Origin of the sequence: Streptomyces sp. NPDC021225, assembly GCF_044332865.1 — a bacterium.
Classification (GTDB): Bacteria; Actinomycetota; Actinomycetes; order Streptomycetales; family Streptomycetaceae; genus Streptomyces.
Genome location: NZ_JBIRPV010000008.1, coordinates 232113 through 257423 on the forward strand (window position 1 = coordinate 232113; position 25311 = coordinate 257423).

27 protein-coding genes and 1 pseudogene (1 of these 28 cut by a window edge) are annotated in these 25311 nt (G+C 69.7%); 15 read left to right on the forward strand and 13 right to left on the reverse strand.

Features of this window, described 5'->3' with window-relative positions; all coding sequences use genetic code 11:
• On the forward strand, window positions 1-3043 hold the 3' end of the coding sequence (locus tag ACH4S9_RS31740) for an SDR family NAD(P)-dependent oxidoreductase (RefSeq protein WP_398375211.1). 26657 nt of this gene lie to the left of the window's left edge; the window shows 3043 of its 29700 coding nt (coding positions 26658-29700); its start codon lies beyond the left edge, outside the window; it ends in the stop codon at window positions 3041-3043.
• Between the two features lie 104 nt (window positions 3044-3147).
• Here the strand turns inward: ACH4S9_RS31740 and ACH4S9_RS31745 are convergent, their stop codons facing one another.
• The 5 genes from ACH4S9_RS31745 to ACH4S9_RS31765 all read right to left on the reverse strand — a co-directional run bounded on the left by ACH4S9_RS31745 (window position 3148) and on the right by ACH4S9_RS31765 (window position 6385).
• Complete coding sequence (locus ACH4S9_RS31745) at window positions 3148-3633, reverse strand: SRPBCC domain-containing protein (protein ID WP_311723966.1); 486 nt, start codon at window positions 3631-3633, stop codon at window positions 3148-3150.
• Window positions 3630-4004 (reverse strand): ArsR/SmtB family transcription factor, encoded by a 375-nt coding sequence (locus tag ACH4S9_RS31750; RefSeq protein ID WP_398374979.1) that lies wholly within the window; start codon window positions 4002-4004, stop codon window positions 3630-3632. Before ACH4S9_RS31750 ends, ACH4S9_RS31745 begins: the two co-directional genes overlap by 4 nt.
• A 49-nt stretch (window positions 4005-4053) precedes the next feature.
• A complete protein-coding gene (locus ACH4S9_RS31755; RefSeq protein WP_311723969.1) occupies window positions 4054-4785 on the reverse strand; it encodes a 2OG-Fe(II) oxygenase in 732 nt (243 codons plus the stop codon).
• A gap of 100 nt (window positions 4786-4885) precedes the next feature.
• Window positions 4886-5671, reverse strand: a complete 786-nt coding sequence (locus ACH4S9_RS31760; protein WP_311723970.1) for a 2OG-Fe(II) oxygenase — start codon at window positions 5669-5671, stop codon at window positions 4886-4888.
• A 237-nt stretch (window positions 5672-5908) separates the two neighbouring features.
• A complete protein-coding gene (locus ACH4S9_RS31765; RefSeq protein WP_361187274.1) occupies window positions 5909-6385 on the reverse strand; it encodes a nuclear transport factor 2 family protein in 477 nt (158 codons plus the stop codon).
• A gap of 115 nt (window positions 6386-6500) precedes the next feature.
• Between ACH4S9_RS31765 and ACH4S9_RS31770 the strand changes: the two genes are divergently transcribed.
• Window positions 6501-7448 carry an aldo/keto reductase gene (locus ACH4S9_RS31770; protein ID WP_358847151.1) on the forward strand — a complete coding sequence of 316 codons (948 nt, stop codon included), beginning with the start codon at window positions 6501-6503 and terminating at the stop codon, window positions 7446-7448.
• Between the two features lie 76 nt (window positions 7449-7524).
• Here the strand turns inward: ACH4S9_RS31770 and ACH4S9_RS31775 are convergent, their stop codons facing one another.
• The gene (locus ACH4S9_RS31775; protein WP_398374983.1) at window positions 7525-8517 is read right to left on the reverse strand and encodes a helix-turn-helix domain-containing protein; all 993 of its coding nucleotides are present in this window, start codon (window positions 8515-8517) and stop codon (window positions 7525-7527) included.
• Between the two features lie 121 nt (window positions 8518-8638).
• Here ACH4S9_RS31775 and ACH4S9_RS31780 point away from each other — a divergent pair, with 121 nt between their 5' ends.
• The 4 genes and pseudogenes from ACH4S9_RS31780 (at window position 8639) to ACH4S9_RS31795 (ending at window position 11011) form a co-directional block, all read left to right on the forward strand.
• Complete coding sequence (locus tag ACH4S9_RS31780) at window positions 8639-8887, forward strand: hypothetical protein (RefSeq protein WP_311723975.1); 249 nt, start codon at window positions 8639-8641, stop codon at window positions 8885-8887.
• Complete coding sequence (locus ACH4S9_RS31785) at window positions 8884-10260, forward strand: serine hydrolase domain-containing protein (protein ID WP_398374985.1); 1377 nt, start codon at window positions 8884-8886, stop codon at window positions 10258-10260. The genes ACH4S9_RS31780 and ACH4S9_RS31785 overlap by 4 nt, the downstream gene beginning before the upstream one ends.
• 37 nt (window positions 10261-10297) lie before the next feature.
• Window positions 10298-10369, forward strand: a pseudogene (locus tag ACH4S9_RS31790) (VOC family protein); the annotation flags it as partial.
• Window positions 10370-10582: 213 nt separating this feature from the next.
• Window positions 10583-11011: a hypothetical protein gene (locus ACH4S9_RS31795; RefSeq protein WP_311724170.1), complete on the forward strand. Its 429-nt coding sequence runs from the start codon at window positions 10583-10585 to the stop codon at window positions 11009-11011.
• A 44-nt stretch (window positions 11012-11055) separates the two neighbouring features.
• Here the strand turns inward: ACH4S9_RS31795 and ACH4S9_RS31800 are convergent, their stop codons facing one another.
• From ACH4S9_RS31800 to otnK, 3 genes are all read right to left on the reverse strand, one after another.
• Window positions 11056-11481, reverse strand: a complete 426-nt coding sequence (locus ACH4S9_RS31800; RefSeq protein ID WP_398374986.1) for a hypothetical protein — start codon at window positions 11479-11481, stop codon at window positions 11056-11058.
• A gap of 111 nt (window positions 11482-11592) precedes the next feature.
• A complete protein-coding gene (gene otnC, locus ACH4S9_RS31805; protein ID WP_398374988.1) occupies window positions 11593-12237 on the reverse strand; it encodes a 3-oxo-tetronate 4-phosphate decarboxylase in 645 nt (214 codons plus the stop codon).
• A gap of 2 nt (window positions 12238-12239) precedes the next feature.
• Window positions 12240-13496 (reverse strand): 3-oxo-tetronate kinase, encoded by a 1257-nt coding sequence (gene otnK / locus ACH4S9_RS31810; protein ID WP_398375214.1) that lies wholly within the window; start codon window positions 13494-13496, stop codon window positions 12240-12242.
• 93 nt (window positions 13497-13589) lie between these two features.
• Here otnK and ACH4S9_RS31815 point away from each other — a divergent pair, with 93 nt between their 5' ends.
• Window positions 13590-14075, forward strand: coding sequence for a DMT family transporter (locus ACH4S9_RS31815; RefSeq protein WP_398374990.1), 486 nt, complete (start codon window positions 13590-13592; stop codon window positions 14073-14075).
• Complete coding sequence (locus ACH4S9_RS31820; RefSeq protein ID WP_398374992.1) at window positions 14072-14938, forward strand: class I SAM-dependent methyltransferase; 867 nt, start codon at window positions 14072-14074, stop codon at window positions 14936-14938. The genes ACH4S9_RS31815 and ACH4S9_RS31820 overlap by 4 nt, the downstream gene beginning before the upstream one ends.
• A 67-nt stretch (window positions 14939-15005) precedes the next feature.
• Here the strand turns inward: ACH4S9_RS31820 and ACH4S9_RS31825 are convergent, their stop codons facing one another.
• Window positions 15006-16094: a serine hydrolase domain-containing protein gene (locus ACH4S9_RS31825; protein ID WP_398374993.1), complete on the reverse strand. Its 1089-nt coding sequence runs from the start codon at window positions 16092-16094 to the stop codon at window positions 15006-15008.
• A gap of 154 nt (window positions 16095-16248) precedes the next feature.
• On the opposite strand from ACH4S9_RS31825, the gene ACH4S9_RS31830 reads away from it, so the two are divergent.
• The 5 genes from ACH4S9_RS31830 (at window position 16249) to ACH4S9_RS31850 (ending at window position 20887) form a co-directional block, all read left to right on the forward strand.
• Entirely contained in the window at window positions 16249-17034 is a 786-nt protein-coding gene (locus ACH4S9_RS31830) for a DUF6461 domain-containing protein (RefSeq protein WP_398374995.1), read from the forward strand.
• Window positions 17035-17141: 107 nt separating this feature from the next.
• Window positions 17142-17678 (forward strand): GNAT family N-acetyltransferase, encoded by a 537-nt coding sequence (locus tag ACH4S9_RS31835; protein ID WP_361187296.1) that lies wholly within the window; start codon window positions 17142-17144, stop codon window positions 17676-17678.
• A 389-nt stretch (window positions 17679-18067) separates the two neighbouring features.
• On the forward strand, window positions 18068-19252 hold the full coding sequence (locus ACH4S9_RS31840) for an MFS transporter (protein ID WP_398374997.1): 1185 nt from the start codon (window positions 18068-18070) through the stop codon (window positions 19250-19252).
• A gap of 172 nt (window positions 19253-19424) precedes the next feature.
• On the forward strand, window positions 19425-20387 hold the full coding sequence (locus ACH4S9_RS31845; protein WP_398374999.1) for an alpha/beta hydrolase family protein: 963 nt from the start codon (window positions 19425-19427) through the stop codon (window positions 20385-20387).
• A gap of 116 nt (window positions 20388-20503) precedes the next feature.
• Window positions 20504-20887: a VOC family protein gene (locus ACH4S9_RS31850; protein WP_385338459.1), complete on the forward strand. Its 384-nt coding sequence runs from the start codon at window positions 20504-20506 to the stop codon at window positions 20885-20887.
• Window positions 20888-20949: 62 nt separating this feature from the next.
• On the opposite strand, the gene ACH4S9_RS31855 is transcribed toward ACH4S9_RS31850, so the two are convergent.
• Window positions 20950-21411: a VOC family protein gene (locus ACH4S9_RS31855; protein WP_398375000.1), complete on the reverse strand. Its 462-nt coding sequence runs from the start codon at window positions 21409-21411 to the stop codon at window positions 20950-20952.
• 172 nt (window positions 21412-21583) lie between these two features.
• On the opposite strand from ACH4S9_RS31855, the gene ACH4S9_RS31860 reads away from it, so the two are divergent.
• Entirely contained in the window at window positions 21584-22582 is a 999-nt protein-coding gene (locus tag ACH4S9_RS31860) for a helix-turn-helix transcriptional regulator (protein WP_398375002.1), read from the forward strand.
• Between the two features lie 88 nt (window positions 22583-22670).
• Here ACH4S9_RS31860 and ACH4S9_RS31865 read toward each other — a convergent pair whose 3' ends face one another.
• Entirely contained in the window at window positions 22671-23045 is a 375-nt protein-coding gene (locus tag ACH4S9_RS31865; protein WP_311723991.1) for a nuclear transport factor 2 family protein, read from the reverse strand.
• A 246-nt stretch (window positions 23046-23291) separates the two neighbouring features.
• The gene (locus tag ACH4S9_RS31870) at window positions 23292-24296 is read right to left on the reverse strand and encodes a helix-turn-helix transcriptional regulator (RefSeq protein ID WP_398375004.1); all 1005 of its coding nucleotides are present in this window, start codon (window positions 24294-24296) and stop codon (window positions 23292-23294) included.
• 170 nt (window positions 24297-24466) lie between these two features.
• Here ACH4S9_RS31870 and ACH4S9_RS31875 point away from each other — a divergent pair, with 170 nt between their 5' ends.
• Window positions 24467-25105 (forward strand): hypothetical protein, encoded by a 639-nt coding sequence (locus tag ACH4S9_RS31875; protein ID WP_311723993.1) that lies wholly within the window; start codon window positions 24467-24469, stop codon window positions 25103-25105.
• Window positions 25106-25311 lie beyond the last annotated feature (206 nt).

Genomic DNA, 25311 nt, shown 5'->3' on the forward strand with positions numbered 1-25311 from the left:
GGTGCCGGTGCTGCGCAAGGACCGGGGGGAGGAGCGGTCCGCTCTGATGGCGATGGCGCGGATGTTCGTGCACGGTGCGGCGGTGGACTGGGCGGCCCTGTTCCCGGGTGCCCGCCGGGTGGATCTCCCCACGTACGCCTTCCAGCGCCGGCGGTTCTGGCCGACGGGTTTGTTGAACCGGGCCGGCGATGTGCGCGCGGCGGGCCTCGGCGTGGCGGACCACCCGCTGCTCGGAGCGTCCGTCGAGCTGGCCGACAGTCAGCGAGCGTTGTTCACCAGCCGCCTGTCGGCGGGTTCACATGCGTGGCTTGCCGATCATGTGGTGATGGGCCGGGTGGTGGTGCCGGGTACGGCGCTGCTGGAGCTCGCACTCCGGGCCGCGGACGAGGTCGGCTGTGACCGGGTGGAGGAGCTGACGCTGGCGGCGCCGCTCGTGTTGCCCGAACAGGGCGCCGTACAGCTCCAGCTCGCTGTTCGCGAGGCCGATGACACCGGCCGTCGCCCCGTCAGCGTCCACTCCCGGCCGGAAGGCATGGCGCAGGAGTGGACTCTGCACGCCAGTGGAGTGCTGGCGGTGGATGAGCGGGCGGCGCGGACGGAACCAATGGCGGTGTGGCCGCCGGAGGGTGCCCAGCACATCGAACTGAGCGGTTGTTATGACCGCTTCGCGGAGATCGGGTTTGACTACGGCCCGCTGTTCCAGGGGCTGCGAGCCGCCTGGCGGCGCGGCGATGAACTCTTCGCGGAAGTCGCCCTCCCCGAACGGGGCGAGGCCGACGCCGCGACTTACGGACTCCACCCGGCACTGCTCGACGCAGCCTTGCACACCGCCCTCCTCGCGGGGCTCGACAAGGAGCGCGGGGATGACGGGGACGGGGTGGCTGGTACGGACGCCAAGGCGAGCCTGCCCTTCAGCTGGGAGGGTGTCTCCCTGTTCGCGTCCGGCGCGTCGGCGCTGCGTGTCCGACTGTCCCCGGCGGGCGACAATGCCATGTCGATCACGCTGGCCGATGCGGCCGGCGGCCCGGTCGGCGCCATTGACTCGCTCGTCGTGCGGACGGTGTCCGCCGACCAGCTCGGCGCGGCGGACACGGGCGGCGCGGACGCGCTGTTCCGGCTGGACTGGACGCCATCGCCCACTGGCGCCGCCGCCGCAGCCGACGCCGCCCCCACGGCCGCGGCCGCTACGGCCGTGGTGCTGGGGGACCGGCACTCCTGGCTGGCCGAAGCGCTGCGGGCCGCCGGAACGCCGGTGGAGGTGCGTGCCGAGTTGGCGGCGGTCACATCGCCGCCGACGGGCGGCGGCGTACCGGAGGCCGTGCTGGTCCCGGTCGAGGACACCACTGCCGAGGACCCGGTGCCCTCGGCACACCGGGCGGTGTCCTGGGCCTTGTGCCTGGCGCAGTCGTGGCTCGAGGACGAGGACGCGGCCCACTCGCGCCTGGTGTTCGTCACCCGCGGGGCGACGACGGGTGACGACCTGGCCGCCGCGTCCGTATGGGGCCTGGTCCGCTCGGCGCAGACGGAGCACCCCGGCCGATTCGGCCTGGTGAACCTCGACGACACGGATGCCTCCGTCGCCGCGCTGCGACAGGCCGTCGCCTCGGGCGAGCCGCAGTCCGATGTCCGCGCCGGCACGATCGCCGTCCCGCGGCTGGTGCGTGCGTCCACCGCCGCGGCGGAACCGGACACCCCGGCCGTGGTCTGGGATCCCGAGGGTACGGTGCTGGTCACCGGCGGTATGGGCGGGCTGGGGCGCGAAGTGGCCCGCCATCTGGTGACGGAGCATGGCGTCCGGAATCTGATGCTGGTCGGCCGGAGCGGCCCGGACGCCAACGGTGCCGGCGAACTCGTCGCGGAGCTCGCCGGGTACGGGGCGGACGCCCGCGTGGTGGCCTGCGACGTCGCGGACCGCGGCGCTGTGGCGGACATGCTGGCGACGGTGGCGCCGGACCGCCCGGTGCGGGCGGTGGTGCATGCGGCGGGGGTGTTGGACGACGGCGTGCTGGAGTCCTTGTCACCGGAGCGTGTGGCCACCGTGCTGCGGCCCAAGGCCGACGCGGCATGGGTGCTGCACGAGGCGACGCGTGATCTGGACCTGACGGCGTTTGTCCTCTACTCGTCGGTGGCGGGCGTGTTCGGCGCCGCGGGACAGGCCAACTACGCGGCGGGCAACGCCTTCCTCGACGCGCTGGCCGAACACCGGCGCGCGGCCGGTCTGCCCGCGGTGTCGCTCGCCTGGGGTCCCTGGACCCGGACCGAAGGGATGACCGGCAAGCTGACCGAGGCAGACCTGGCACGTTTCGCGCGGTCGGGCATGCCTCCGCTGTCGATCGAGGAAGGGATGGGGCTTTTCGACGCGGCCCTGGCGACCGGGGTGGCGGCCGTCGTCCCGGTCCGGCTGGACCTCCCCGCCTGGCGCGCCCAGAGCGAGGTCCCCTCCATACTGCGCGGCCTGATCAGGGCGAGGCCCAGGCGAGCCGCCGGGGCCGGATCCGGAGCCGGCGTGGACACTCCGGCCTCGCTGGCCCAGCGGCTCACCGGCCTGAGCGACACCGAAAGGGCGGAAGCCGTCCGCGGAGTGGTCTGTGCGCGGGCCGCCGAGGTGCTGGGCCATGCGCGGGCCGACGCCATCGAGCCGTCCCGAGAGTTCAAGACCCTGGGCTTCGACTCGCTCACCGCCGTCGAACTGCGCAACCGTCTCAACGCCGCCACCGGGCTCCGGCTGCCCGCCACCCTGGTCTTCGACTACCCGACACCGGATGCGCTGGCCGACCACATTCGCCGGCAGCTGGTCCCGGAGGCTGCCGGGCCGGAGTCGATCCTGGCCGAGCTGGACCGCCTGGAGCAGGTCTTCGCGCAGGCGGCGGTCGATCCGGTCCTGCACGAGCGGGTGGCGGGGCGCCTGGAGGTGCTGCGCAGCAAATGGGGCGCCCTGCACGGTGACACGGACCAGAAGAAGGCCGACGACGAGTTCGACTTCGACGCGGCGAGCGACAGCGAGGTCTTCGAGATGCTGGACAACGAACTCGGGCTGTCCTGAACCCGGTGATCCTCTGCGCGTGCCAACCGCTGATGGCCGGAGCCCGGCCCGGGCGACGTACCGTGGGAGTCCCCCCGCGGTAGCCCGGGCCGGATCGGGCCAGGTCAGCCTTCGAGCAGCGCGTCCATCTGGCCGACCGCCTGCCGCAGGCCCTCGGACATGCCCATGTTCAGCAGCTGCTCCATCTGCTCCCGGGAGTCGTAGACCGAGTGCAACTCCATCCGGGTGCCGCCGTCGCGCTCGGTGAGCCGCATCCGCACCGTGGTGATCGGCATGTCGGCGGCCGGCTTGCCCTCCGAATCGGCGAAGCCATCGGTGAACTCCAGGGACGTCGGCGGGTTGACCGAGGTGATCCGCCACCAGCCGTGGTGCTTGTCGCCTTCCGGGCCGGTCATGAAGTAGGTGACGTCTCCGCCCGGCGTCAGATCGTGCTGCTCCATGGTGGCCGGGTGGGACGGCGGCCCCCACCAACGCTCCAGCTGCCGCGGATCGGCCCAAAGTTGCCACACCTGTTCGACCGGTGCGGTGAAGTCGGCGATCAGGGTGAGGGTCAGATTGTCCAAGTCCTTGTCCACACTGGTGACACTCATCTGTCTCGTCCTTTCGTCGGGGTGTTTTGTTCGGGGTCGGAGTCCTGCGCGAGCAGCCGGGCCATCCGGTCCACCCGTCCGCGCCAGGCCATCTCGAGTTCGTCGAGCACCTGCCGCGCGCGAACGATGGCCTCGGGGTCGGTCCGCACGAGCTGCTCACGCCCGCGACGCTGCTTGGTGACCAGGCCGGCCCGCTCCAGCACGGCGACATGTTTCTGCACCGCGGCGAAACTCATCGGGTAGACCTCGGCCAGCCGCGACACCGACAGCTCACCCCGCACACAGCGGTGGAGGATGCTGCGGCGGGTGGCGTCGGCCAGCGCATGGAACAGGCGGTCCACTGCCTCATCGCTCAAGTCATCTACAACCATTTGGTTGTACGTTAGCAGTGTTGCCCGCCCGCCGCAAAGGAACCCGGGCTTATGCCGCGTCGTGGAAGACGAGGCCGAGGGTGTGCCGACGACCGGAGCGGACAGTGCTCACACCGTGCCGCATCGGCCCGTTGGCCCAGCCCCGCTTGGTGGCGACCGGCCGGTCGCGCGTCGTGAAGACCAGCCCGTGTCCCTGGAGCAGGGTGGTGGACGACCCCCGCGACTGGGCGCGGGGCCGCTGCTCGGTCATCAGGAACTCCCCGCCGGTGAAATCCACTCCCGGCGCATCCAGGCCGATGACCGCCTGGAGCGGGAAGAGCATCTCGCCGAACACGTCCCGGTGCAGTGCGTTCCAGTCCCCGGGGCCGTACCGCAGCAGGATCTGCGCGGACCTGGACTGCCCGGCCTCGTGGCACCTGGCCACCCACTCCTGAAGCGTGTCCGGCCACGGGGCGGGACGGCCGAGCTTGGCCGCCCAGTCGCGGGCGATGGGGAGCAGACGGGGGTAGAACGCCTCGCGCAGTTCCCGCACGGCCTGGGGCAGGTCGTGGGTGAAATAGCGATACTGGCCGGAGCCGAAGCGATGACGGGCCATGTCGACGGTCGTACGGAAGTGGCCGGGCTCGTCGTACAGCGCCGCGATCTCACGACACTCGGCGACGGTGAGAAGCCGGCCGGTCAGGGCGCTGCCGTACTCGCCCAGCTCGTCGGCCAGGGCCGCCCAGTCGCACTGGGCGAGCCTGTCGACGACGGGGCCCGCGACTCGGGTTGTCTGGCTCATGGTGAGGGTCCTTGGATCGTCGGTGCTGCCGCCGCGGGGGCGCAGTTCCGGCCGACGGCGGTGTCTCAGCGGTGTGCCGTGCGCAGGCACGGCCAGGGGATCAGCGGGCGTTGTGGAAGATGATGCCGAGGGTGTTGCGGTGTCCGGTCTCGACGGCGTTGGTGCCGTGGCGCATGGGGTGGCGGCGGTAGCCGCTCTTGCCGTGGACCGGGCGGTGCCGCACGGGGAAGATCATTCCCTGGCCGAGCCGGGGCTTGACGACGATCGCCCGGGACTGGAACCGGGGCCGTTGTTCGACGAAGACGTTCTCGCCGCCGGTGAAGTCCTCGGCGGGCTGGTTGAGCATGATGGCGATCTGTAGTGGGAAGACGATGTCGCCGTAGATGTCCTGGTGCAGGCAGGCGTAGTCGCCGGGGCCGTACCGCAGGAGCAGCGGGGTGGAGCGGTGCTGCCCGTTGTCCGCACACTCGGCCAGCAGCTCTTCCAGCGAGGTGGGGAAGGTGCGCTCGTTCAACTGCGGAGCCCACCGGTTGGCCATCCACGCCATCGGCGGATACAGCCGCTCGCGCAGGGTCTGGACCAGCGGGACGGTGGCCGGGTCGGCGTAGTACTTGTAGGTGCCGCGGCCGAACTGGTACCGCTGCATGACGACGGTGGAGCGGAACAGTCCGGGCTCGTCGAACGTGTCGATGATCTCCTGACACTGAGCGCGCGAGAGAAGCGGCGCGGTGACGGCCACGCCCTCCTCGTTCAGCCGCGCATACAGCTCGTCCCAGTCGAGCTCGCTGAGCGCTTCGAGGCCCGGGGTGGGAAGGACACGCGGTGCCGTACCGGCCGATAGGACAGGGGAGAACAGGGTGTCGGCGGTGAGAGCGGGCTGATTCATGGAGGTCTTTCCTGGGCCGGCGCGGTTTGCAGGGACGACGGGGTTGATCGGGAGGGACCCGCGCATCCGGCGATCGCCTCGATGCAGGCCACCCCTGGTTCGTATCCGAGCATCGCGTCCGTTCCGACCGGATGCTGGCGGCATTCGGACATCACGTTCCCGGGGCGACGGGGACCTCGCCGTCCCGCTCCGGAAGTACGGGCCGGTCGGAGGCTCCCTGTGGCGTGTTTGTGGGTCCTACCGCTGTTCGGCGTTCGGGCGCAGGTGGCGGCTCACATCGCCGACGAGGGTGATGCGGACTCTTCGCTCCACGAAGCGCCATTGCCCGCCACGGCGCTCGAATCGGTCGTGGTACCGGCCGCCGGCGATGGGTTGGAGAGGGAGATCGGGCAGTGCCTGGAACACGGTCACATACGAACGCGAGACCGCCGTGTTCGCCTGTTCGTCCACCTCGATGGCGACATTCGTCGTGACATGCTGGGTCCGCGGAGTGCCGTCGGCGTAGACGATCACGGTGTCCTGGAACATCTTCTCGATCGCTTCGCGGCCGCTCACCGGTGCGCCGCTTCCTGTGAATGTGGCGTCGTCGAGGAGGAAGCCGAGCCCCGTGAAATCCCCGTCGTCCACGAGCTCGGCGTAACGTGCGATCAGGTTCTCGATGGCCCGGTGGCTCGACGCAGGATCGGCGTGGACGCGGGCGGATGATGCGGACACGGTCTGCCTCCAGGGAAGACGAGCTGGGATCGGCTTGCTTTCGAGTGCACTTCAATTGCCAGGATGGCCGACGCGCACCGTGAGTCTTCGTACTTCGCCAGGGAAGGACCGAACAATGCCGGTTGTGGACTTCGCGTTAGGAACGATGGGATTCGGCACCAAGGTGGACGCTGCCACGTCGCTGGACCTGCTCGACCGGTTCGCGGACGCCGGTGGGACGATCGTCGACACGGCCAACTGCTATGCCTTCTGGTCCGACCCGAGCAGTCGCGGCGGGCAGAGCGAGGAGGTCATCGGACGATGGCTGGCCCGCCGCGGCGGGCGGCGCGACCAGGTGTACCTCAGCACCAAGGCGGGCGCCCAGCCCGTCGGCCCCGGCGACTGGCCGGCCAACCGCGAGGGCCTGTCGGCGTCGGCGATCAAGGCCGCTGTCGAGGGCAGCCTGCGCCGGATGGGCACCGACCGGATCGATCTGTACTGGGCCCACATGGAGGACCGCACGGTCCCTCTGGCGGAGTCCGCCGAGGCGTTCGGCGCACTGGTCGCCACGGGCGCGGTAGGGCGGCTGGGCTGCTCCAACCACCCGGTGTGGCGGGTGGAGCGGGCACGCCGGATCGCCAAGGACAACGGATGGGCCGGGTACACCGCGCTCCAGCTGCGGCACTCGTATCTCCAACCACACCCCGGCGTGCCGGTGCCCGACCAGGGCCACCGGTTCGGCTGGGTCACCGAAGAGGTCATCGACTATGTCGACAGCGAACCGGACGTGTCCCTGTGGGTGTACACCGCCCTGTTGAACGGCTTCTACACCCGCCCGGACCGCCCGCTCGCCGATGCCTATGACCACCCCAACACCTCCCGTCGGCTGGCGGCCCTGGACAAGGTGGCCGGAGAACTCGGAGTGAGCCGGAATCAGGTTGTCCTGGCCTGGCTGATCGGCGGCAAGCCGGCCGCCGTTCCGATCGTCGGCGTCAGCACCCCGGAGCAGCTCGACGAGGCACTCGCCGGAGCCCGGCTGCGGCTGCCCGCCGAACATCGCCGCCTCCTCGACGAGACCGTCTGACGTCTGGACACAGGAGAAGTCCCCGTCGGTCGCTGTCTGTTCACCGCCCAGATGCGTGGAGGCGCCGGCGCGACACTTACTGGTGGAGTGCTTTGCATTGCGCCGGGCTGAGGCGGTCCGGTCTCGTGATGAGGGTGTACGTCCGGGGTCCGACGGTCCTCAGGGCGAGGGGATCGGCGATGGCCGGTTGCCGTCGGATCGCGTCCAGGGCGGCGGTGGCGCGGCCTTCGGGCCAGCCGAGCGCGGTGGCCAGCGTGCCCAGGGTGAGCGGTCGGCCGGCATGCACGAGGGCGGCGAGCACGGTCAGCGCGTCGTACACGGCGCTCTCGGTGAGGGTGCTGCCGCTCATCTGCTCGCTGAGCCAGGCGAAGAACTGACCCATCGCGCCGAGTCGGGTGCCGGCGGTCGTGTCGGCGCCGAAGATCTCGATGCCTCGCCGTGCGGCGGTTGCGATCTTGGAGTGTGCGCCGGTGTCGGCCTGCCACGCCCGGAGCCAGGTGTCGTCATCGATGACGTACCGTTCGCGGCGCCCGCCGGGATTCGGATGGCGCGCCACCAGTTCCATGGCTTCGAGGTAGCCGATGGAATTGGACACCGACGCAGGACTGACCTGTAGCCGGCGCACCAGGTCGGCTGCCGTCAGGCCGTCGGCGTCAGCGGTGAGCAGGCAGACGAACACCCGGGAGGTCATCCGGGGAAGGCCGGTCGCGGCCAGCAGCGTCGCGAACTGCTCTACGAAGCCGCGCACCACGTCGGCCGGCCGCTCATCGGCCGTCGGCTCGGCGGGTCGGGCCGGCTTGCGCCTGCGTGCACGGTCGCCGGAAACCCGCTGCGCGTGGTCGGCGACATAGTCGCCGGGTGCGCTGTTGCGTGCGACCTCGCGACTGATCGTGGACGTCGATCGGCCTAGCCGTCGGCCGATCTCGGCGTACCCGAGCCCTTCGGCCAGCCACGCCGCGATCCTCCGGCGATCCTCGTGGGTCAGCCTGCCTCCTGGCACCGATGCAACTCCTCTCTTGCTTTCAGTAACAGTACATTGCAACGACTCGATTGCGTGAATTGCATTCATTCGCATATCTGCTGCAACGATTCTGATTTAACAGGCACTTGTGTTCTCATTTTGTTGACGCAAGTTGAAACGCAACGTAGCTTTTCCTCACCTGGAAAGAGAGGGGCCAATGGTGTACGTGATGGTCGTGTCGACAGTCTCGGACGACGGCAAATTCTGGAGCGAGCTGAAGAAGGCACACGCCGGACTCCCCAAGGGCGCCACGTGGAAGCTGGCGGTCGCGAGCAAGGACGGGGCCCAGGCGGTGAACATCATCACCCACGACTCCGTCGACGGTGTTCGGGACTTCTTCGAGGCATACGTCGGCCCCTACGCCACGACGGAGTACTGCGAAGCGGACGCCGCGAACGCGGTCGGTCTTCCGCGATGACGCTCGACGTACCGCGGATCCGGGCCCGTGTCGCCGAACTCCTGGCGGAGTACGCGATCCCGAGCGCCGCGATCGGCGTGCTCCAGGACGGAGAGCTCACCGAACTCGCGGTCGGCGTCAAGAACGTGGAAACGCGGGAACCCGCGACCACGGACACCGTCTACCAATGTGGCTCCATGACCAAGACGTGGACCGCACTGGCCTTCATGCAACTCGTCGACGAGGGGAAAGTCGACCTCGACGAGCCGGTGCGAACCTACCTGCCCGGCTTCGCGGTGGCCGATCCCGAGGCAAGCGCGAAAGTCACCCCTCGTCACCTGCTCTACCACACCAACGGTATCGAGGAAGCCTACGGCGACCCTGGCGAAGGCGACGATGTCTGCGCGCGCATGGTCGAGAACATCGCCGACGCACCCCAGGTCTTTCCACTGGGCCACACCCACGGTTACAGCGCGGTGCTGGGTTACGCGATTCTCGCGCGGATCCTGGAGGTGCACGACGGTGCATGCTGGGACGACATCATGCAACACCGCCTCTTCGAACCCATGGGCCTGACCAGCACGAACAGCCGGCACGAGCAGGTGGACGAAGCCCGGGCCGCGACCGGGCACCTGATCCGTTCGCTGGACGAGGGCCCCATCGTCACACCGGTGCGCTACCTGCCACGCGCATTCGGCCCCGGCGGAAACATCACCTCGACCTCCCGGGAGGTGCTCGCCATGGCGCACCTCCTCCTCAACGACGGCACGGCGCCAAGTGGAAAGCGCATCGTCTCGGCCGAGAGTGTTCGAGAGATGCTGCGTTCGCGGGTGCCCGTACCGGATCCCCACATGTTCGGGCCGGCATGGGCACTCGGCCTCATCGTGTGTGACTGGCACGGCGAAACCGTCTACGCGACCGACGGCAGCACGATCGGCCAGAACGCCCGGCTCCGGCTCCTGCCGGACGCGAACACCGCCATTACGATGCTGACCAACGGCGGACCGCGGGAGAGCTTTTACCGCAAGGTGTTCAACGAAATCCTGACCGACCTCGGCGCGGTCACCATCCCGGACCTGCCGGCACCGGACGCGACGCTGAACCTCGACCTGTCCAGGTACGAAGGTGTCTACGGGCGACCCGGCGCACGGTACGAGGTGTCAGCCGAAAGCGGAAAGCTGTACCTGACCCTGGTCCTCGATCCGATGCAGGCAGAGTTCCTCCAGAAGCCGGACCGCATCAGATATGAGCTGCTCCCGGTGAGCGAGACCCATTTCCTGATGCCGTCGACCGATCCGTTGGAGGACACCCAGACGGTCGCGATCTACGACTTCACGAACGGCACTGCCCAGTACCTCCATACCAACTGCCGGGTGAACCCGAGGCAAAGATGACCATGCAGTCATCGGCGCCGCCGCGCCCATCGCGATCATGGGCACGGTCACCACCGCGGTTCTGGATGACACCTGCGGCAACCTGATTCAGATCGTGCACAGCAAGTAAGGCCGATCAGCGTGCCGCCGTGGCGTGGCGGCGGGTCCACTCCGACGCCGATGTCTCCTGGCGCTCCCATGCCCGGTGTCCCGCGCCTGTGCCCGGGCGCGGGAGGATTGGTGTTGAGCAACCACGTCGAGAGCGGAGGAATCAGTGGATGGAAGTGAGGGCGACGCCGCCTCGAACCCCATCGGGTTCCAGCCGGCCACCGGCGCGGACGATATGGCCGGCGGCAGTGCCCGGGACCGTGAAGCTGCGGTCCGGGTCGCGTTCGAAGGGCTGTTGCAGATCCGTCGGCTGATGAACGCCGACATCCCGAGCCCGGATCGGGTTCCTGCCGAATGGGAAAGGCGCCAGCCGGTCCGCGCGGTGGCTCTCGCCCTGGAGGCCGCGGGCATCCCGGCGTCCGCGGTCGATTCGGATGGGCACCGGATCGCGACTGGATACTGCGTTGGTCCCGCCGACCAGGTCGGCGTCGTGAGAGTGGAGTGGCTGGGTCCGCCAGGAAGCGGTGCCGCGTACGCGGCGCAGGATGAGTTGAGACGCTGCGCGGCCGTGCTGCGCCGCCTGGGCTGGGAGGCCTTGGAATACCGCGGGCCACGCGGTCGCCGCTACCTCGAAGTCGAACCCGCCGCTGGACCAGCCGGCTGAGGAACGGCGGCCGGAGCGAGGGCTGGTGACGACGCCCGGGCAGGTCAGGAGGCGGCTCCGATACGCGGCGACGCCTTCCGCACCGACAACCAGCAGGAGACGGAGAGGATCAGCAGCAGTCCCTCCACAGCGAGGCTGAGCAGCCCCAGGGGCTCGGTCCAGTTGCCGATGTCGCTGCTGTAGTCGGGGAGGCCGGGCCCGCGCGAGAGCAGATACCCCAGGATGGGGCCCGCGGCGACTCCCACCGCGAGGAACCACCCCAGCCTGACGGCGCGGGTCAGTAGAAGGACCGCCGTCAGCACACCGGCCGTCTCCAGGACGTAGTAAAGGACCGCCACGTACTTCGGGGCCTTGGACCCGGGAAACCCGCCCTGATCGGTCACGTGGATGACGGCCACCGCCAGACACAGCAGCGCCCCCGCCAGCCTGGCGGGCCAGGCGCGACCGAGCGGGCGGGCGCTGTTCCGCATCGTGATGTCCTTCGCGGCTGGGCGGCGGTGAGGGTCGTATGGGTACCCCGGGCGGGCGCGCCTATCACCGACCGCGGCCGCTGTGGCCCGGATGCACCAGAACTTCCCTCGTCAGGATGGATTGGGCGCGAGGGCGGCAGCCTGCTCGGGGGTGAGGGGACGGGTGGCGTGTCCCTGGAGGAGAAGGTGCAGTTTGGCGGTTTCCTCGAGTTCCTCGATCGCGTCGGCGGCCTTCTCCAGGGTGGCATCGGCGATGACGGGACCGTGGTTGGCGAGGAGGATCGCGTGGTGGCCGCGGGCGGTCCGCTCGGCGAGTGGCTCCAGGCTGCTGTCGCCGGGGGCATGGTAGAGCAGCAGCGGCAGGGTGCCCACGCGCATGGCGTAGTACGCGGTCAGCGAGGGCAGGGCGTTGGCGGGATCGACGCCGTCGAGACAGGAGACAGCGGTGGCATGGGTGGAGTGCAGGTGAACCACCGCGTGGGCGGAGGGCCGGGCCCGGTAGAAGGCGGCGTGCAGGAACGCCTCCTTCGTCGGCCGCGGCCCGTCGAGGTGGCGTCCGGTGAGATCGGTGAGGGACAGCTCGGCTTCTTCGACGGTGCCGAGGCTGGATCCGGTGGGGGTGAGCAGAAGGCTGCCGCCCGCGAGACGGACGGACAGGTTGCCGGTGGAACCGTGGGTCAGGCCGCGCGTGAACAGGGAGCGGGCGGTGCGCACGAGCAGCGCGCGGGCGGCCTTCTCGTCGTCGTAGGGGGTCATGTCTACTCCTTGCCGGTGGTGCTGAGGGCGCGGGTGAACAGGTCCGGGGCGCCGAAGTTGCCGGACTTGAGCATGAGGGCCAGATCGCCGGCCTTGGTCGTGGCGTAGGTCCACGGCACTCCGGGATCGGCTTCATCGCCGACCAGAACCGCGCGGATGCCCAGGGCCGTGGTGACGGCGCCGGAGGTTTCCCCGCCCGCGACCAGAAGGCGTCGTACGCCGCGTTCGACGAGGTGGGAAGCGAGGGCGCCGAGGAGCTCCTCGACCTGGGCGGCGGCTTCGGTGACGCCCAACTGGGCCTGGACCGCGGCGAGTTCCTCGGGCGAGGCCGAGGCGTAGATCAGGACGGGCAGGTTCGGGTCCTGGGTGTCGTACCAGTCGAGGGCCTCGCCGGTGACGTCGCGGCCGGTTGCGGCGGCGAGGATGTCGAGGTGGAGGGAGGGCAGCCCGGCGGCGTAGAACTGGGCGATCTGTTCCAGGGTGCGGGCGGAGCAGCTGCCTGCCAGCACCGCGGCGCGGCCCTGGCGCGGCACGGGGTCGCCGGTGGCGGGGCCGGCGGCAGGGTAGGCCTGGCCGAGTCCTTCAGCCAGCCCGGCGGCGCCCGCGACGAGGGGCTGCTCGAGGGCGGCGGCGCCGAGGACGGAGAGGTCGTCGTCGGTGAGGGCGTCAGCGATGATGTGCCGGGCGCCGGCCCGCTGGTGTTCGGCGAGGGCGTCGCGGACGGCGTCGACCCCGCGGCGCACGGTCGGCCAGTCGATCAGGGCGACGCGGTGAGGGGTCTGCGCGGACAGCAGGCGCACCAGCGCGGAGTCCGTCATGGGGTTGAGGGGGTGGTGGCGCAGGGGCGAGTCGGGCAGCAGCTGGTCGTGCACGAAGAGATGACCCTGGTAGACGGTTCGGCCGTTGGGCGGGGACGCCGGGCAGTGCAGCGTGGCGGTGGCCCCGGCGGCGTGCATGAGGGCGTCGGCGACCGGGCCGATGTTGCCCTGAGGCGTGGAGTCGAAGGTGGAGCAGTACTTGAAGTAGATCTGCGCCGCACCCATGGTCCACAACCAGCGCTGGGCGGCTACGGAGCCGGCGACGGCCTCATCGGCGGGGACGGAGCGGGACTTGAGGGCGACGACGGCGGCGTCGCAGCCGGCGGGCAGCGCCGTGGTGGCGTCCGGGACGCAGAAGACCAGAGCGGTGCGCAGGCCGGCACGCCGGAAGGCGGCGGCGACATCGGTGCCGCCGGTGAAATCGTCGGCTATGCAGCCGATGCTGGTCTCTCCTCGGGCGTGCGGGTGGAGTGCGGGCTCCGGGGCGGGCGGCGGGCTTGGGGGCTGGTGTTGGCAGCCGCAGCCTGCTACCCGGTGGGTGCCCTGCTGATGCACCGGCTCTTCCGCGACGTACCGCCCCTGACCGTCACCGCCGGCATGCTGGCGACGGCCTCCGTCCCGCTGCTGGCGGTGGTCGCCGCCACGGAACCGGCTCCCCAGGTCACCGCCCGGGTCCTGCTCGCGGTCATCGGCCTGGGCACGGCCTGCACCGCGGGCGGCTTCACCGCGTTCTTCGCCCTGGTCAGCGCCGAGGGTCCGGCGCGTGCCGCGTTCATCACCTACGTGGCCCCGGTCGTCGCGGTCTCGGCAGGCGTGCTCGTGCTCTCCGAACCCGTGACCGCACGCACGGTCGTCGGTACATTGCTGGTTCTGGCCGGCGCAGGACTGGCCGCCCGCCGACCCTCAGCGACCAGCACTGCCCGACTGACAATGTCCCCTCCGTCCGCGACCCCGGCGGGCGTCTGTGGAGGCTCCAGGCTCCCGTCGGGAACCGAACGGAACGAGAAGGGAGCGCCATGACAGGCGAGCAGGCCGAGCAGGCCGAGGCGCCGGACAGCACGGCGGTACGGGTCGCCCTCTGGCGGGCGATGCACGTCCAGGTCGACCCACCACCCCACGTACTCGAGGACGACATCGGCCGACAGCTGGCGGCCCCCGACGATGACTGGCGCCGCCGCCCCGACATGGACCCGCACGCCACCAGCGGGTTCCGGGCGGCCATCGTGGCCCGCGCTCGCTACATCGAGGACCTGGTCGCCGAGCAGGCCGACCGCGGTGTAGCTCAGTACGTCATCCTGGGAGCCGGCCTGGACACCTTCGCCCAGCGCAGACCCGAGATCGCCTCCCGGCTGCGGGTGTTCGAGGTCGACCAGCCCGGCCCCCAGGCGTGGAAGCGCCACCGCCTGGTCGAACTCGGCTACGGCGTCCCCGACTGGCTGCACCTGGTGCCGGTCGACTTCGAGGCCGGCGGGTCCTGGCTGGAGCAGCTGGCCGCCGTCGGCTTCGATCCCGGCCGGCCGGCGCTCATCGTCTCCACCGGTGTCACCATGTACCTCACCAAAGACGCCACCGCGGCCACCCTGCGTCAGATCGCGGGGCTCGCCCCCGGCTCGATGCTCGCCATGACCTTCATGTTGCCGACCGAACTTGTCGTCGACGCCGACCGCCCCGGCCTCCGGGCGAGCCAGGAAGGCGCGCGAGCGTCCGGTACGCCGTTCATCAGCTTCTACGCCCCGCAGGAAATGCTGACACTGGCCCGCGAGGCCGGCTTCACAGACGTCCGACACGTATCGGGAGCTCAGCTCGCCGAGCGCTACTTCGCCGATCGCGCCGACGGCCTTCGCCCGTCGAGTGGAGAGGACCTGCTGGTGGCCACCACCTGACCCCCGCCACGTGCGGCGTGGGCAGCCCCTCGGGTCGGCCGAGGGTGCCGGACCGTGGAAGACAAGCTCAGGTGATGGGGCCGTCGGGCCTGACCGCCTCGGACACGGTCGCGAGGAGGGTCTCGACTTCGGCGCCCCAGCGGGAGCTGATCACCAAGTCGCGGGCGGGGTCGACCCACATCAGGTGTCCGCCGCCGTTGCCGCGGGCGCAGCGCCCGGTCGACGGAGCGGAGGGCCACACCGTGCGGTCGTCGTTGAGCCACCAGGACAGGCCGTAGTTGGGCTTGACCCGGCACGGTGTCCACATCTGCTCGATCCAGCGAGTGGACACAACCTGTGTGCTGCCCCATCGGCCGCCTCGCAGACACAGGTGTCCGATCCGGGCCAGGTCGAGCGCGCTGATCCACAGCCCGCCGCCCCAGTGGGCACCGCCCGAGACCACCGGCAGCCGGGCGCCGTCGAGGTCCAGGAAGGAGTTGGCATAGCCGTGCCAGGACCAGGACGGCGACGCGCCGATCGGGGCCATGACGCGGTCTCGCAGAACCTCCGGCACAGCGCGGCGGAACAGGGCGGTGAGGGCCAACGCGGTCAGGTTCACCCGGACGTCGTTGTACGCCCACCCCTCCCCGGGTGGACCGCCGGCCGACTCGGTGCCCTCCCTCCTGCTCTGCGCATCGACCGACGTGGGCTTTCCCCACAGCCGGCCCTCCCACTGGCTTGTCTGGTCGAGCAAGTGGCGCCAGCTGACCGCACGCCCATGGGCGTCTGCGAACTGCTCCAGCCCGACACGGGCGGACACCGGCTCGTCGAGGTCCAGCAGGCCGTCGTCATGGGCGACGCCGGCCACCAGAGACAGCACACTCTTCGTCGCGCTGTACGCCATCTCCACGCGCGCCGGATCACCCCAGGACGCGATCACCGTGCCACGCCGGACGACGACACCACTCGCGCCCCGGCCATCCAGCAGCGGGCCGATGACCTCCCGGTGGGAGTCATCGGATACCTGGGCGGCGAGATACGACGCCATGTCCTCGATGCCCGGCACCGGACGCTCGGCCTGCTGCCGGGCAGCCTCCGCCAAGGCCGTCGCGTCCACACCCTCCCAGGGGTCCCCGACAGCAACCTGCTCGTCCAGGACCGTCACCTCGTCCCTCATCGCCGGCCTCCCCAATGCTGTTCCCTGCGAAGCCTGTCAGCCCTGGGGCGTGAGGGCCAGCAGGTGTCACAGTATGAGCGGGAAGGGGTGTCAGTGGAGCCCCCTAGGGTTGCCGTGGGCAACGCGCGTGCAATGCCTACGAGTTGGAGGGGACATGGGCGACGGTATTCGGTGGCTGGCGGATGGGGACGCGCTGACGGGCTCGATGACGGGTGTGGTCTTTGCCCGCGAGATCGACGCGGAGGAGCTGGCGGTACGGATGGGAGGGGCGCCCGGGCCGGGAACGGAGCCGATCACCGGTGCCGAAGTGGTGGAGCTGGACATGGAGATCTACCGGCCCGACGGGAGAGGCGACGGAGTTGTCCGGGTCGGCGAGCACGCCGGTTGGGCGTTCGCGATCGAGTACGGTGATTCCACCGGGGGCCAACGCCTGGAAGAGATCTCCCGCGAGGGAGCGGAGGCCATTCACTATGTGCCGGTCGGGGAACATCCTCCCGCCACCTTCTTCTACGCACGCGATGGCCGCTCCATGTGCGGCTTCGGACTGTGCGAGGAGGCCATCCGCTGGGGCGAGGAGCCCGACCTGTTGTTGCCCGACCTCGTCGCCGCTGGGATTCTGCGCCCCGACGGGAAAACACACTGTGCTCCCGAGGAGGAGGACGAGGACGAGGACGACGACCAGGACTACGCGGCCCTTCGCGGCCGCACTCTCGCCGTCGTCGAAAAGCGCTTCGGGCTCTCCCTGCCCCCGGTGTTCCTCACCGAGGCCCGACTCCCCGCGTACGCGGTCCGTGGCACGCCGGACATGACCACCGAAGACCCTGACTTCGATGCCGTGTGTGCCTGGGCCACCGTCAATGGCTATCCACTCCCAAGCGGTCGGCTGCGCCTGATACCAGGCCTCCTGCGACGGGCCTACCAGCACGCCATCAGTCACTGACGGGCGACGACGCACTGGGTGAACAACGACTTCACACCGGGCCCTTTCTCGACGATCGGCTGAGCGATCGCTTGGCCATTTCCCGGTGGAGAGATCATGATGTGGGGATGTCTGAGAACCAATCCTTCGTAGCACCGACCGTCGTGCGGCTCTCTCGGTACACGAACACGGAGCAGGAGGAGATCCTCGGCGACGGCGATGACCCTTTCGGCGTTGCCGCGGCCGGTTTGACCTGGCTGCCCAAAGAAGAACACTTCGGCATCAGACACGGCGACCGGCTTGTTGCACATGCCGGTCTGCGGCGGCTGCCTGTTGCGATCGGCGACGCCGAGACGGAGGTGATGGGCGTCGGTGGAGTGGCCGTCGCACCCGACATGCAAGGCCAGGGGCTGGCTCGACTCGTGGTCGCAGCGGCGCTCGACCACGCTCGCACGATGGGTCCTCAGCACGCGCTCCTGTTCTGCCGACCTCCCCTCGTGCCGCTGTACCAACGCCTCGGATGGCACGCGCTGGACGAGGACGTACTCGTCGAACAGCCCGCAAACCGCTTGGTGACCATGCCACTGCGAACCATGGTGACGCCTCTGCGCGACAACGCGCCCTGGCCTTCAGGGGCAGTGCGCCTGTTCTCGCTCCCGATGTGACGGGCGGCCCTCGGGTTCCGGCTGAGCTGCTGCGCAGGTTCGGAGTCCGCCCGGCGACTACTCCAGCCACTTTCCGTCGCGCATGATGACCCTCCCCTTGCGATCTTGGGTGACCGCACCGGAACTGTCCGCAAAGCCCTTGCGCGAACCGTGTTCCGCCCTGTTACCGTCCTCCCAGTCGCTCGGTCCCGTCTTGGCCCGGGCCTGGCATTTTTTCCTCCGCCCGGTGAACGGGGTGGCGGCGAGGGCGCGTGTCCCGTCCTTCCGCAGTCCTGGACGCCCCTGGCGGGCTACGGGTCGCACCATTGACTTCTTCGCACCCCGGCGGGGTGTCAGGCGCCGGCGACCTGGGGTGGCCCGCCCCGCCTGGCGGCGACGAAGGACTCCTTATGTCGTCCGCCGCATCCGGCTACCGTCCGCTGCTGCGCATCCCCGGTGCCTCCGCATTCTTCCTCGCCGCCGCCGTGGGGCGCGTCGGCATCGCCATGACCGGCCTCGGCCTGGTCTGGCTGGTACATGCCCGTACCGGCTCCTACAGCACCGCCGGCCTTGCCACCGCCGGGTTTGCCCTCGCCGAGGCCCTGATCGGCCCCCATCTGGCCCGCCTGGTCGACCGGTTCGGCCAGACCCGTGTCCTGCCGTTCTCCCTCTTCGCCCACGGCGCCGCCATCGTCGGTGTCCTGGCCGCCACCTCCTCGGCCGCACTGATCGTCTCCGCCACCTGCGCCGGTGCGGCAATCCCTCAGCTCGGAGCTCTCTCCGCGGCCCGCTGGGCCCACCTGCTGCGCGAGGGACGGGCCGATGAACTACCCACCGTCTTCTCCCTGGAATCGCTGGCCAACTCCACCGCCTTCCTCCTCGGGCCCGTCCTGGTCAGTGCGCTCGGTGCGGCCGACGACGCGGCCCTGGCCAGTGCCATCGCCGCGACCCTGATCCTGAGCGGAGGAGGAGCCCTGGCCGCCCAGCGCCGCACCGCGCCCCGGCCCACCCGCGGGCACACCGAGGGTATGCACACCGAACAGGCGCTGGTGCGACCGGACTTCCTCCTCCTCGCCATGCTCAACCTGGCCATCGGGCTCTACTTCGGCACCATGGGCGTCTCGGTAAGCGCCTTCGCCCTCGGACATGGCGCACCCGAGGCGGTCGCGCCGATCATCACCGTCTCCAGCCTCAGCGGGCTGCTCTCCGGCTGGCTCTACGGGCTGGGTCGCCATCGTGCTCCGGCGCATCTCCAACTCGTCGTCGCCACCGCGTACCTGACCGGCGCAGGGCTGCTGCTTCCTCTCGCGCCATCTCCGATCTGGCTCGGCGCGGCCGTGGTGGCCACGGAGGCGGCAGTGCCGCCGACGCTCGTCCTGCTGAACGTTCTCACCGAGAAGTCCGTCCACCCGGCCGTCCTCACCCAGGCCTTCACCTGGAACAACTCCGCAAGCGCGGCCGGGTCGGCGCTCGCGGCGACCCTCGCGGGCCGCACTGCCGACAGCCTGGGCGCCTCCGCCGCCTTCGCGCTGGCTCCGACAGCGGGGCTCGTCCTCTTCGTCCTCTCCATAACCCTTCGGCGCCGATCCGCGTAGGCCGGCGGTCCCTCTTCCGGCGGCCGTTGACAAAGCGGAACGGCGCTCCGTATGTTAAGTGGAACGGCGCTCCGCTTCTGGCTGTGGCTGAAGCCGGACGCTCCTGACCGCCTTGCCATGCCGCCGGCCGAATGAGAGCGGTGACAGAGGCCCTTGAAGGGAAATACGCATCATGAGTGAATCGACCTACACAGCGGACATGTTCAGCTCACCCACTCCCGTCCTCTCGGTCAGTCCGGTGGTGCTGTCGGCTCCCGGCCGGGCCGTGGACCTGGAGGTGCGCGTCTCAGCGCCCGTGACCGGGGGCGACCTGCCGGTCATCCTCCTCTCGCACGGCCAGGGATACTCGAACAACCTCTCCTCGTTGAACGGATACGCCCCACTCGCCAACTTCTGGGCGGCGCACGGCTTCGTCGTGATCCAGCCCACCCATCTGAGCTCCAGGACACTGAGCCTGGACCCCGGCACCCCCGGGGCGCCTCTCCACTGGCGATCACGGGCCGAGGACATGCAGCGCATCCTCGATCAGCTCGACGCGATCGAGGCCGCCGTTCCACAGCTCCTCGGGCGCCTGGACCACAGCAAGGTCGCCGTGGCCGGGCACTCGATGGGCGGGCACACCGCGAGCCTGCTGCTGGGCGCCCGGCTCACCGATCCGCACGACGGAACGGAAGTGAACCTGGCCGAGCCCCGGATCAAGGCGGGTGTACTGCTTGCCGCGCCCGGCAGGGGTGGCGATGCCCTCAGCGAGTTCGCGGCCGAGAATTATTCGTTCTTCCTGACCACGGATTTCTCCGAGATGACGACCCCCACGCTCGTGGTCGCCGGCGACCAGGACGCTTCTGCCCATCTGACAGTTCGCGGCCCGGACTGGCACACCGATCCGTACGTCCTCTCCCCGGGCCGCAAGTCCCTCCTGACCCTGTTCGAGGCAGAGCACGGGCTCGGCGGGATCTCCGGATATGACGTCGCCGAGACCACGGACGAGAACCCCGAGCGAGTGGCTGCGGTCCAGCGGCTCACCTGGGCCTACCTCCGCACCGAGCTCTACCCCGGGGATTCCGCGTGGCAGACGGCGTGTGACGCGCTGACGGGTGGCCCCAACCCGCTCGGACGGGTCGAATCGAAGTCGTAGAAGCGCCATCCATAGCCGATCAACAGCACGAGACGGTTGCCCTCGACGGTGAGATGGCCGCCGCCACCGGCCCGCGCCGGTGGCGGGCGGGGTGCCGTTCGGGCATGATCGCGCGCATGGGATCAACGGTGACGAACATTGCGATCGACTGTGCGAACGCCTACCAACTGGCGCGGTTCTGGGCCGATGTGACCGGACACCCGATGGATCCCGAGGATGAACCAGGTGACGACGAGACCGAGGTCATGCTGCCCGGCGGCCCGGCCTTGCACTTCAACGAGGTGCCGGAGCCCAAGTCGGCCAAGAACAGACTCCATCTGTGCCTGCGCCCCGACACCTCGCGGGACGCAGAGGTCCAGCGACTGCTGAGGCTGGGCGCCTCTCTGGTTGCCGACCGCCGCAAGCCCGACGGGTGGGGCTGGGTTGTTCTCGCCGACCCGGAAGGCAACGAGTTCTGCGTATTGCTGGCCGAATCCGAGCGGGCGGCATTGTCTTCGTGACATAAGAATGTGCCGCTGCTGCCCCCGCGGCGACGACATCCGGTGAGCCGACCTCAGCTGCGTCAGTCCAGGCAGAACTCGTTGCCCTCGGGGTCCGCCATCACGATGAAGCCGGCGCTCAACGGGGGAGCGGGCTCGTCGCGGCGTACCCGCGTGGCTCCCAGCGAGACGAGCCGGTCGCACTCGGCCTCCAGCGCCGCCATCCGCTCCTCTCCCCGCAGCCCGGGAGCCGCACGGACGTCGAGGTGGACACGGTTCTTGGCGACCTTGCCCTCCGGCACCTGCTGGAAGAACAGCCGTGGGCCGCGCCCGTCAGGGTCCTCGACGGCCGACTTCGTGTTGCGCTGCTCCTCCGGTACGCCGATCCGCGCGAGGAAGTCGTCCCACGCGGCCAGCGGGTCGGCCCCGTCGGGCAGGTCGACTCCGGGCGGCCCGGGGTGGACATAGCCCAGTACGTCGCGCCAGAAGGACGACAGCGCCCGCGGGTCATGGGCGTCGAAGGCGACCTGGATGTGTCGGCTCATCGGGTTGCTCCGTTCGTAGTGGATTTCGTGGGCAGGCAGAGGTCGCGTGGCAGACGTACTCCACGGACGACGTGACCGAGTCGCCGGGCGATCGTGCGTCTGTATCGATGAAGCCACCCTGACACTCCTAGCGGACAGAATCGGTCCGCTATCGTCTGGCAGAGTGGGCGGCATGGACGTGGCAAGCGGTGATGAGCGGGGCACGACGGAGCGGGTGCTCACCCTGCTCGGGCTGTTGCAGCAGCGCCGGGTCTGGACCGGCAACGAGCTCGCCGACCGGCTCGGGGTCACACCGCGCACGGTGCGGCGTGATGTCGAGCGACTGCGGACGCTCGGTTATCCGGTGCATGCCAGCCAGGGCGTCGGCGGTGGCTATCAGCTCGGCCCGGGGCACGACCTGCCGCCGCTGTTGCTCGACGACGAGGAGGCGATCGCCACCGCGGTCTCGCTGCTCGCCGGAGCGGGTGGCGCGGTCGCAGGCGCCGGCGACGCCGCACTCCGGGCGCTGGCCAAGCTCGACCAGGTGCTGCCCACCCGGCTGCGGCACAAGGTGGGCGCGCTCTCCGGCTCGGTGGAATTCTTCGGCGGAGGCCGCACGCCGGTCGACCCGGAGGTGCTCATGACGCTGGCCAGAGCCAGCCGCGACGAGGTCGAGGCCGGTTTCGACTACCCGTCCGGGAGTGAGGTACGGCGGCGGCGGGTCGAGCCCTACCGTCTGGTCGCCTCCGACCGGCGCTGGTATCTCCTCGCCTACGACCTCGACCGCGACGACTGGCGCAACTTCCGCGTCGACCGGATGACCGATGTGTCCGCACGGTCCTGGAGCTTCCGCCCGCGCGAGGCGCCCGACGCGGCGACGTATGTGCAGGAGAGTGTGGCGAGTCGGGTCTATCCGCACCAGGCGCGCTTCCTCGTGCACGCGTCGGCCGACACGGTGCGCGCGCAGATCCCGGCGTCCGCGGCCGTCGTACGACGGCGGGGGAGCGAGCTCTGCGAGGTGCTCAGTGGCGCCGCCAGCCTCGACTTCGTGCTCATGCATGTGCTCCTGCTGGGGCACGACTTCGAGGTGCTCGACCCTCCGGAGCTCCGGAGGCGCTGTCATGTGCTGGCGGAGAAGTTGCTGTCGGCCGGCGCGACGACCTCGCCTGCGCCGGCCACGGAGAAGTCATGACGTGGGAGGCTTCTTTGGCGGAGGGGCGGGGTCGGGACGGGCCCGCCGCCGTCGCGCGGACGGACGGCAGACCCGCTTTCCTTCCTGGTCAGTGCTGGGGTTTGGCTCCGGCCTGGACCGCCGGGAGCAGGTCGAAGACGCTGATCACGTGGGTGATCTTGTCGTTCTCGACGGTGATGTAGTCGATGCCGCGGAAGTCCTTCGCGAAGGGCGTGTCGGTGGTGTAGACGGTCGCCGCGTGGGTGTCGTCGGCCAGCACGTTGATCACCGTGCCGCTGGTGAGCGCGGTCGCGAACGGCTCCAGGAACTCGCGATAGCGGGCCACGCCCTCGAAGCGGCCGTTCGGGGCCTCGCACACGACGTCGTCGGCGAGGAAGCCCAGTGCCTTCTCTACGTCGCGGCCGAGCCAGGCACGGACGAACTGGTCGGCGATCTTCTGGGCGGAGCCGCTGGTGGCAGTCATGGGAAGTGTTCCTTTCAAGGTGTTTCGTCCCCGCCGCGCGACGCGTGGTACCGGTGCACGTGGGTCGCATATCGGAGGGAGAGCCGGATCGCCTGGTCGGTGTTCCGGCAGGTTCGTGTCCCATCCTGGGCCGCGATACTTGACAGCGAACGTCATGTATTTATGGAAATTTGGCGCCGATCGTGCGCCAGATCAAGGAATCACCCGCGCGCCCCGGGGCTGCCCCAGGGGCCCGTGCCGGGTGTGTCAGACGCCGCGGCCCTCGGCGTACAGAGCGATGGTCTCCTGCGCCCGCCGGACCAGGGCCTCGCGCAGCTCCGCAGGCTCCATCACCTCGACCGCCGGGCCGAACACCAACAGCTGTTCAGCCGCCCGAAGCGCGGGAAACCGCAGCTCCAGCTCCACCGGTTCCCCCTCGCTGCCCGCCTCCGCCTCCGCCTCCGCCTCGGTCAAGGCGGACGCAGGACCCACCAGGTCGGCTTCGTGATAACGCAGGAAGCGGGCCAGCACCGACCGCTGCACCCGCACGATCACCCGCACCGGCGCCGGGATCCGGTCGACGCGCTGCCGGAGCACCTCCCACATATCCGCCAGCTCCACCCCGTCACGGCGGCTCACCGGCTCGTCGACCAGCGACGCCGACAGCATTCGATCCGAACGGAACATCATCGGCTGCCCCCGGTGGTCCGCCACCAGGTACCAGGCCCCGGCCTTGCTCACCAGCCCGTACGGATCCAGCGTGTACGACCGCACCTGAGCGTCACGGCCGTGCCGGTAGCGCAACCGTAGCCGCCGGTCGTTGAACACCGCGGCCTGGAGCACTCCGAGATCGACCGTCGACGGCCGCGGGCTGCTGCGCCAGCGCACCGGATCGATCATGATCCGCCTGCTCGCCAGATCGGCGTCCCCGCGAAACGGCGCCGGGAGCGCCGCCATCACCTTGCGCAGCGCCGAACCGATCGCCGGCCCCAACCCCAGATCCGCATGCGCCTGCTCCGTGACCAACACGAACAACGCGCGGGCCTCGTCGGCGGTCAGGCCGGTGACATCGGTCCGGTACCCCGGCAGCAACGCGATACCGCCGTTGCGCCCGCGCTCCGCGTACACCGGCACCCCTGCGGCCGACAGCGCCTCGACGTCCCGGTAGATCGTGCGCACCGACACCTCCAGGCGCGATGCCAGCTCGCCGGCGGACACCTGCCCGTGTGTCTGTAGCAACAGCAGGATGGAGAGCAACCGGTCCGACTTCATGCCTCAAGCATGGTGCACCTACATGACGGCCGGCGTCATGTATCCCCCGCGGCATGTGAGCGAGGGGGAAATGCCGCGCCACCGACTAGGTATGGGTTGCAGGCTGCGCCCAAGGGATGCCGACCATGGGCACATGCTTCAGAACGATTCCCCGAAGAGGAGAGAATCCCATGGCAGATTCGAACGACAACCAGAAGCGCGTCACCATCGCGCTGAAGTCCGTGTACTGCGTTGACACCGAAGACATTACCGGCGCCGATGAGCTCTACGTCGCGGGTGGCGCGGGGACCGGCCCTCGGTCCGGGGCCAAGCACAAGGCGATTCTGACCAAGGCGATCGACATCAATAGTGGGCAGCAGAAGATTCTCTCCGGTGACGAGTATGTGATCTTCGACGACAACGTGTATGTCGACGACTTCGTCGAGCTGGGCCTCGAATTCCGTGATCAGGACTTCAGCGAGAATGATTTCAACGCCAAGTACGTGGCGTTGGTCTCTGCCCTTACCGGAGCCATCGGAACCGCCGTCGGTTCCCTGGCCACCCCCGCCGTGGGGGCGGTTGCCGGAGCGATCCTTGCCGCCACGCCGCCGGCGCTGATCTCGGTTCTGGCGAGCATCGACAAGGACGACGTCCTTGGGACGGTCCAGAAGAGGGTGAATGTGGCCGCCTATCCGGACGGGCGCAGCGGGCCGTTCAAGTGGAAGTTCTCGGACAGGAAGCCGAACATCGTCGAAGAGACAGGGCTGCTCGCGTGGAGTGACTGGGACTACGAGGTCAGCTACGTGATCGACGTGAGTCCTGCGCAGTGACCCTGGGCCTGGGGCGCCCTCGACCTGGTCGTGATGACCGCGTAACGGACATCGGCATCGGCTGAGCAGCCAAGCGCGCCGATTGCGCGAGTTCTGCGCGGTCGGCGGCTGTGCCACCCGGTCGTGATGACAATGAGTCAGCACGGCCGGGTGGCGTTGGGGCAGACTTCCCGAACGGGATGGCTTGTCAGCCGGTGCACTGCGGG

Coding starts and splice junctions, on each gene's coding strand:
- ACH4S9_RS31745 (WP_311723966.1), bottom strand. CDS start 3,633: ATGAGTGTCACCAGTGTGGACAAGGACTTGGACAATCTGACCCTCACC.
- ACH4S9_RS31750 (WP_398374979.1), bottom strand. CDS start 4,004: ATGGTTGTAGATGACTTGAGCGATGAGGCAGTGGACCGCCTGTTCCAT.
- ACH4S9_RS31755 (WP_311723969.1), bottom strand. CDS start 4,785: ATGAGCCAGACAACCCGAGTCGCGGGCCCCGTCGTCGACAGGCTCGCC.
- ACH4S9_RS31760 (WP_311723970.1), bottom strand. CDS start 5,671: ATGAATCAGCCCGCTCTCACCGCCGACACCCTGTTCTCCCCTGTCCTA.
- ACH4S9_RS31770 (WP_358847151.1), top strand. CDS start 6,501: ATGCCGGTTGTGGACTTCGCGTTAGGAACGATGGGATTCGGCACCAAG.
- ACH4S9_RS31775 (WP_398374983.1), bottom strand. CDS start 8,517: ATGAATGCAATTCACGCAATCGAGTCGTTGCAATGTACTGTTACTGAA.
- ACH4S9_RS31780 (WP_311723975.1), top strand. CDS start 8,639: ATGGTCGTGTCGACAGTCTCGGACGACGGCAAATTCTGGAGCGAGCTG.
- ACH4S9_RS31785 (WP_398374985.1), top strand. CDS start 8,884: ATGACGCTCGACGTACCGCGGATCCGGGCCCGTGTCGCCGAACTCCTG.
- ACH4S9_RS31795 (WP_311724170.1), top strand. CDS start 10,583: ATGGCCGGCGGCAGTGCCCGGGACCGTGAAGCTGCGGTCCGGGTCGCG.
- ACH4S9_RS31800 (WP_398374986.1), bottom strand. CDS start 11,481: ATGCGGAACAGCGCCCGCCCGCTCGGTCGCGCCTGGCCCGCCAGGCTG.
- otnC (WP_398374988.1), bottom strand. CDS start 12,237: ATGACCCCCTACGACGACGAGAAGGCCGCCCGCGCGCTGCTCGTGCGC.
- ACH4S9_RS31820 (WP_398374992.1), top strand. CDS start 14,072: ATGACAGGCGAGCAGGCCGAGCAGGCCGAGGCGCCGGACAGCACGGCG.
- ACH4S9_RS31825 (WP_398374993.1), bottom strand. CDS start 16,094: ATGAGGGACGAGGTGACGGTCCTGGACGAGCAGGTTGCTGTCGGGGAC.
- ACH4S9_RS31830 (WP_398374995.1), top strand. CDS start 16,249: ATGGGCGACGGTATTCGGTGGCTGGCGGATGGGGACGCGCTGACGGGC.
- ACH4S9_RS31835 (WP_361187296.1), top strand. CDS start 17,142: ATGTCTGAGAACCAATCCTTCGTAGCACCGACCGTCGTGCGGCTCTCT.
- ACH4S9_RS31840 (WP_398374997.1), top strand. CDS start 18,068: ATGTCGTCCGCCGCATCCGGCTACCGTCCGCTGCTGCGCATCCCCGGT.
- ACH4S9_RS31845 (WP_398374999.1), top strand. CDS start 19,425: ATGAGTGAATCGACCTACACAGCGGACATGTTCAGCTCACCCACTCCC.
- ACH4S9_RS31850 (WP_385338459.1), top strand. CDS start 20,504: ATGGGATCAACGGTGACGAACATTGCGATCGACTGTGCGAACGCCTAC.
- ACH4S9_RS31855 (WP_398375000.1), bottom strand. CDS start 21,411: ATGAGCCGACACATCCAGGTCGCCTTCGACGCCCATGACCCGCGGGCG.
- ACH4S9_RS31860 (WP_398375002.1), top strand. CDS start 21,584: ATGGACGTGGCAAGCGGTGATGAGCGGGGCACGACGGAGCGGGTGCTC.
- ACH4S9_RS31865 (WP_311723991.1), bottom strand. CDS start 23,045: ATGACTGCCACCAGCGGCTCCGCCCAGAAGATCGCCGACCAGTTCGTC.
- ACH4S9_RS31870 (WP_398375004.1), bottom strand. CDS start 24,296: ATGAAGTCGGACCGGTTGCTCTCCATCCTGCTGTTGCTACAGACACAC.
- ACH4S9_RS31875 (WP_311723993.1), top strand. CDS start 24,467: ATGGCAGATTCGAACGACAACCAGAAGCGCGTCACCATCGCGCTGAAG.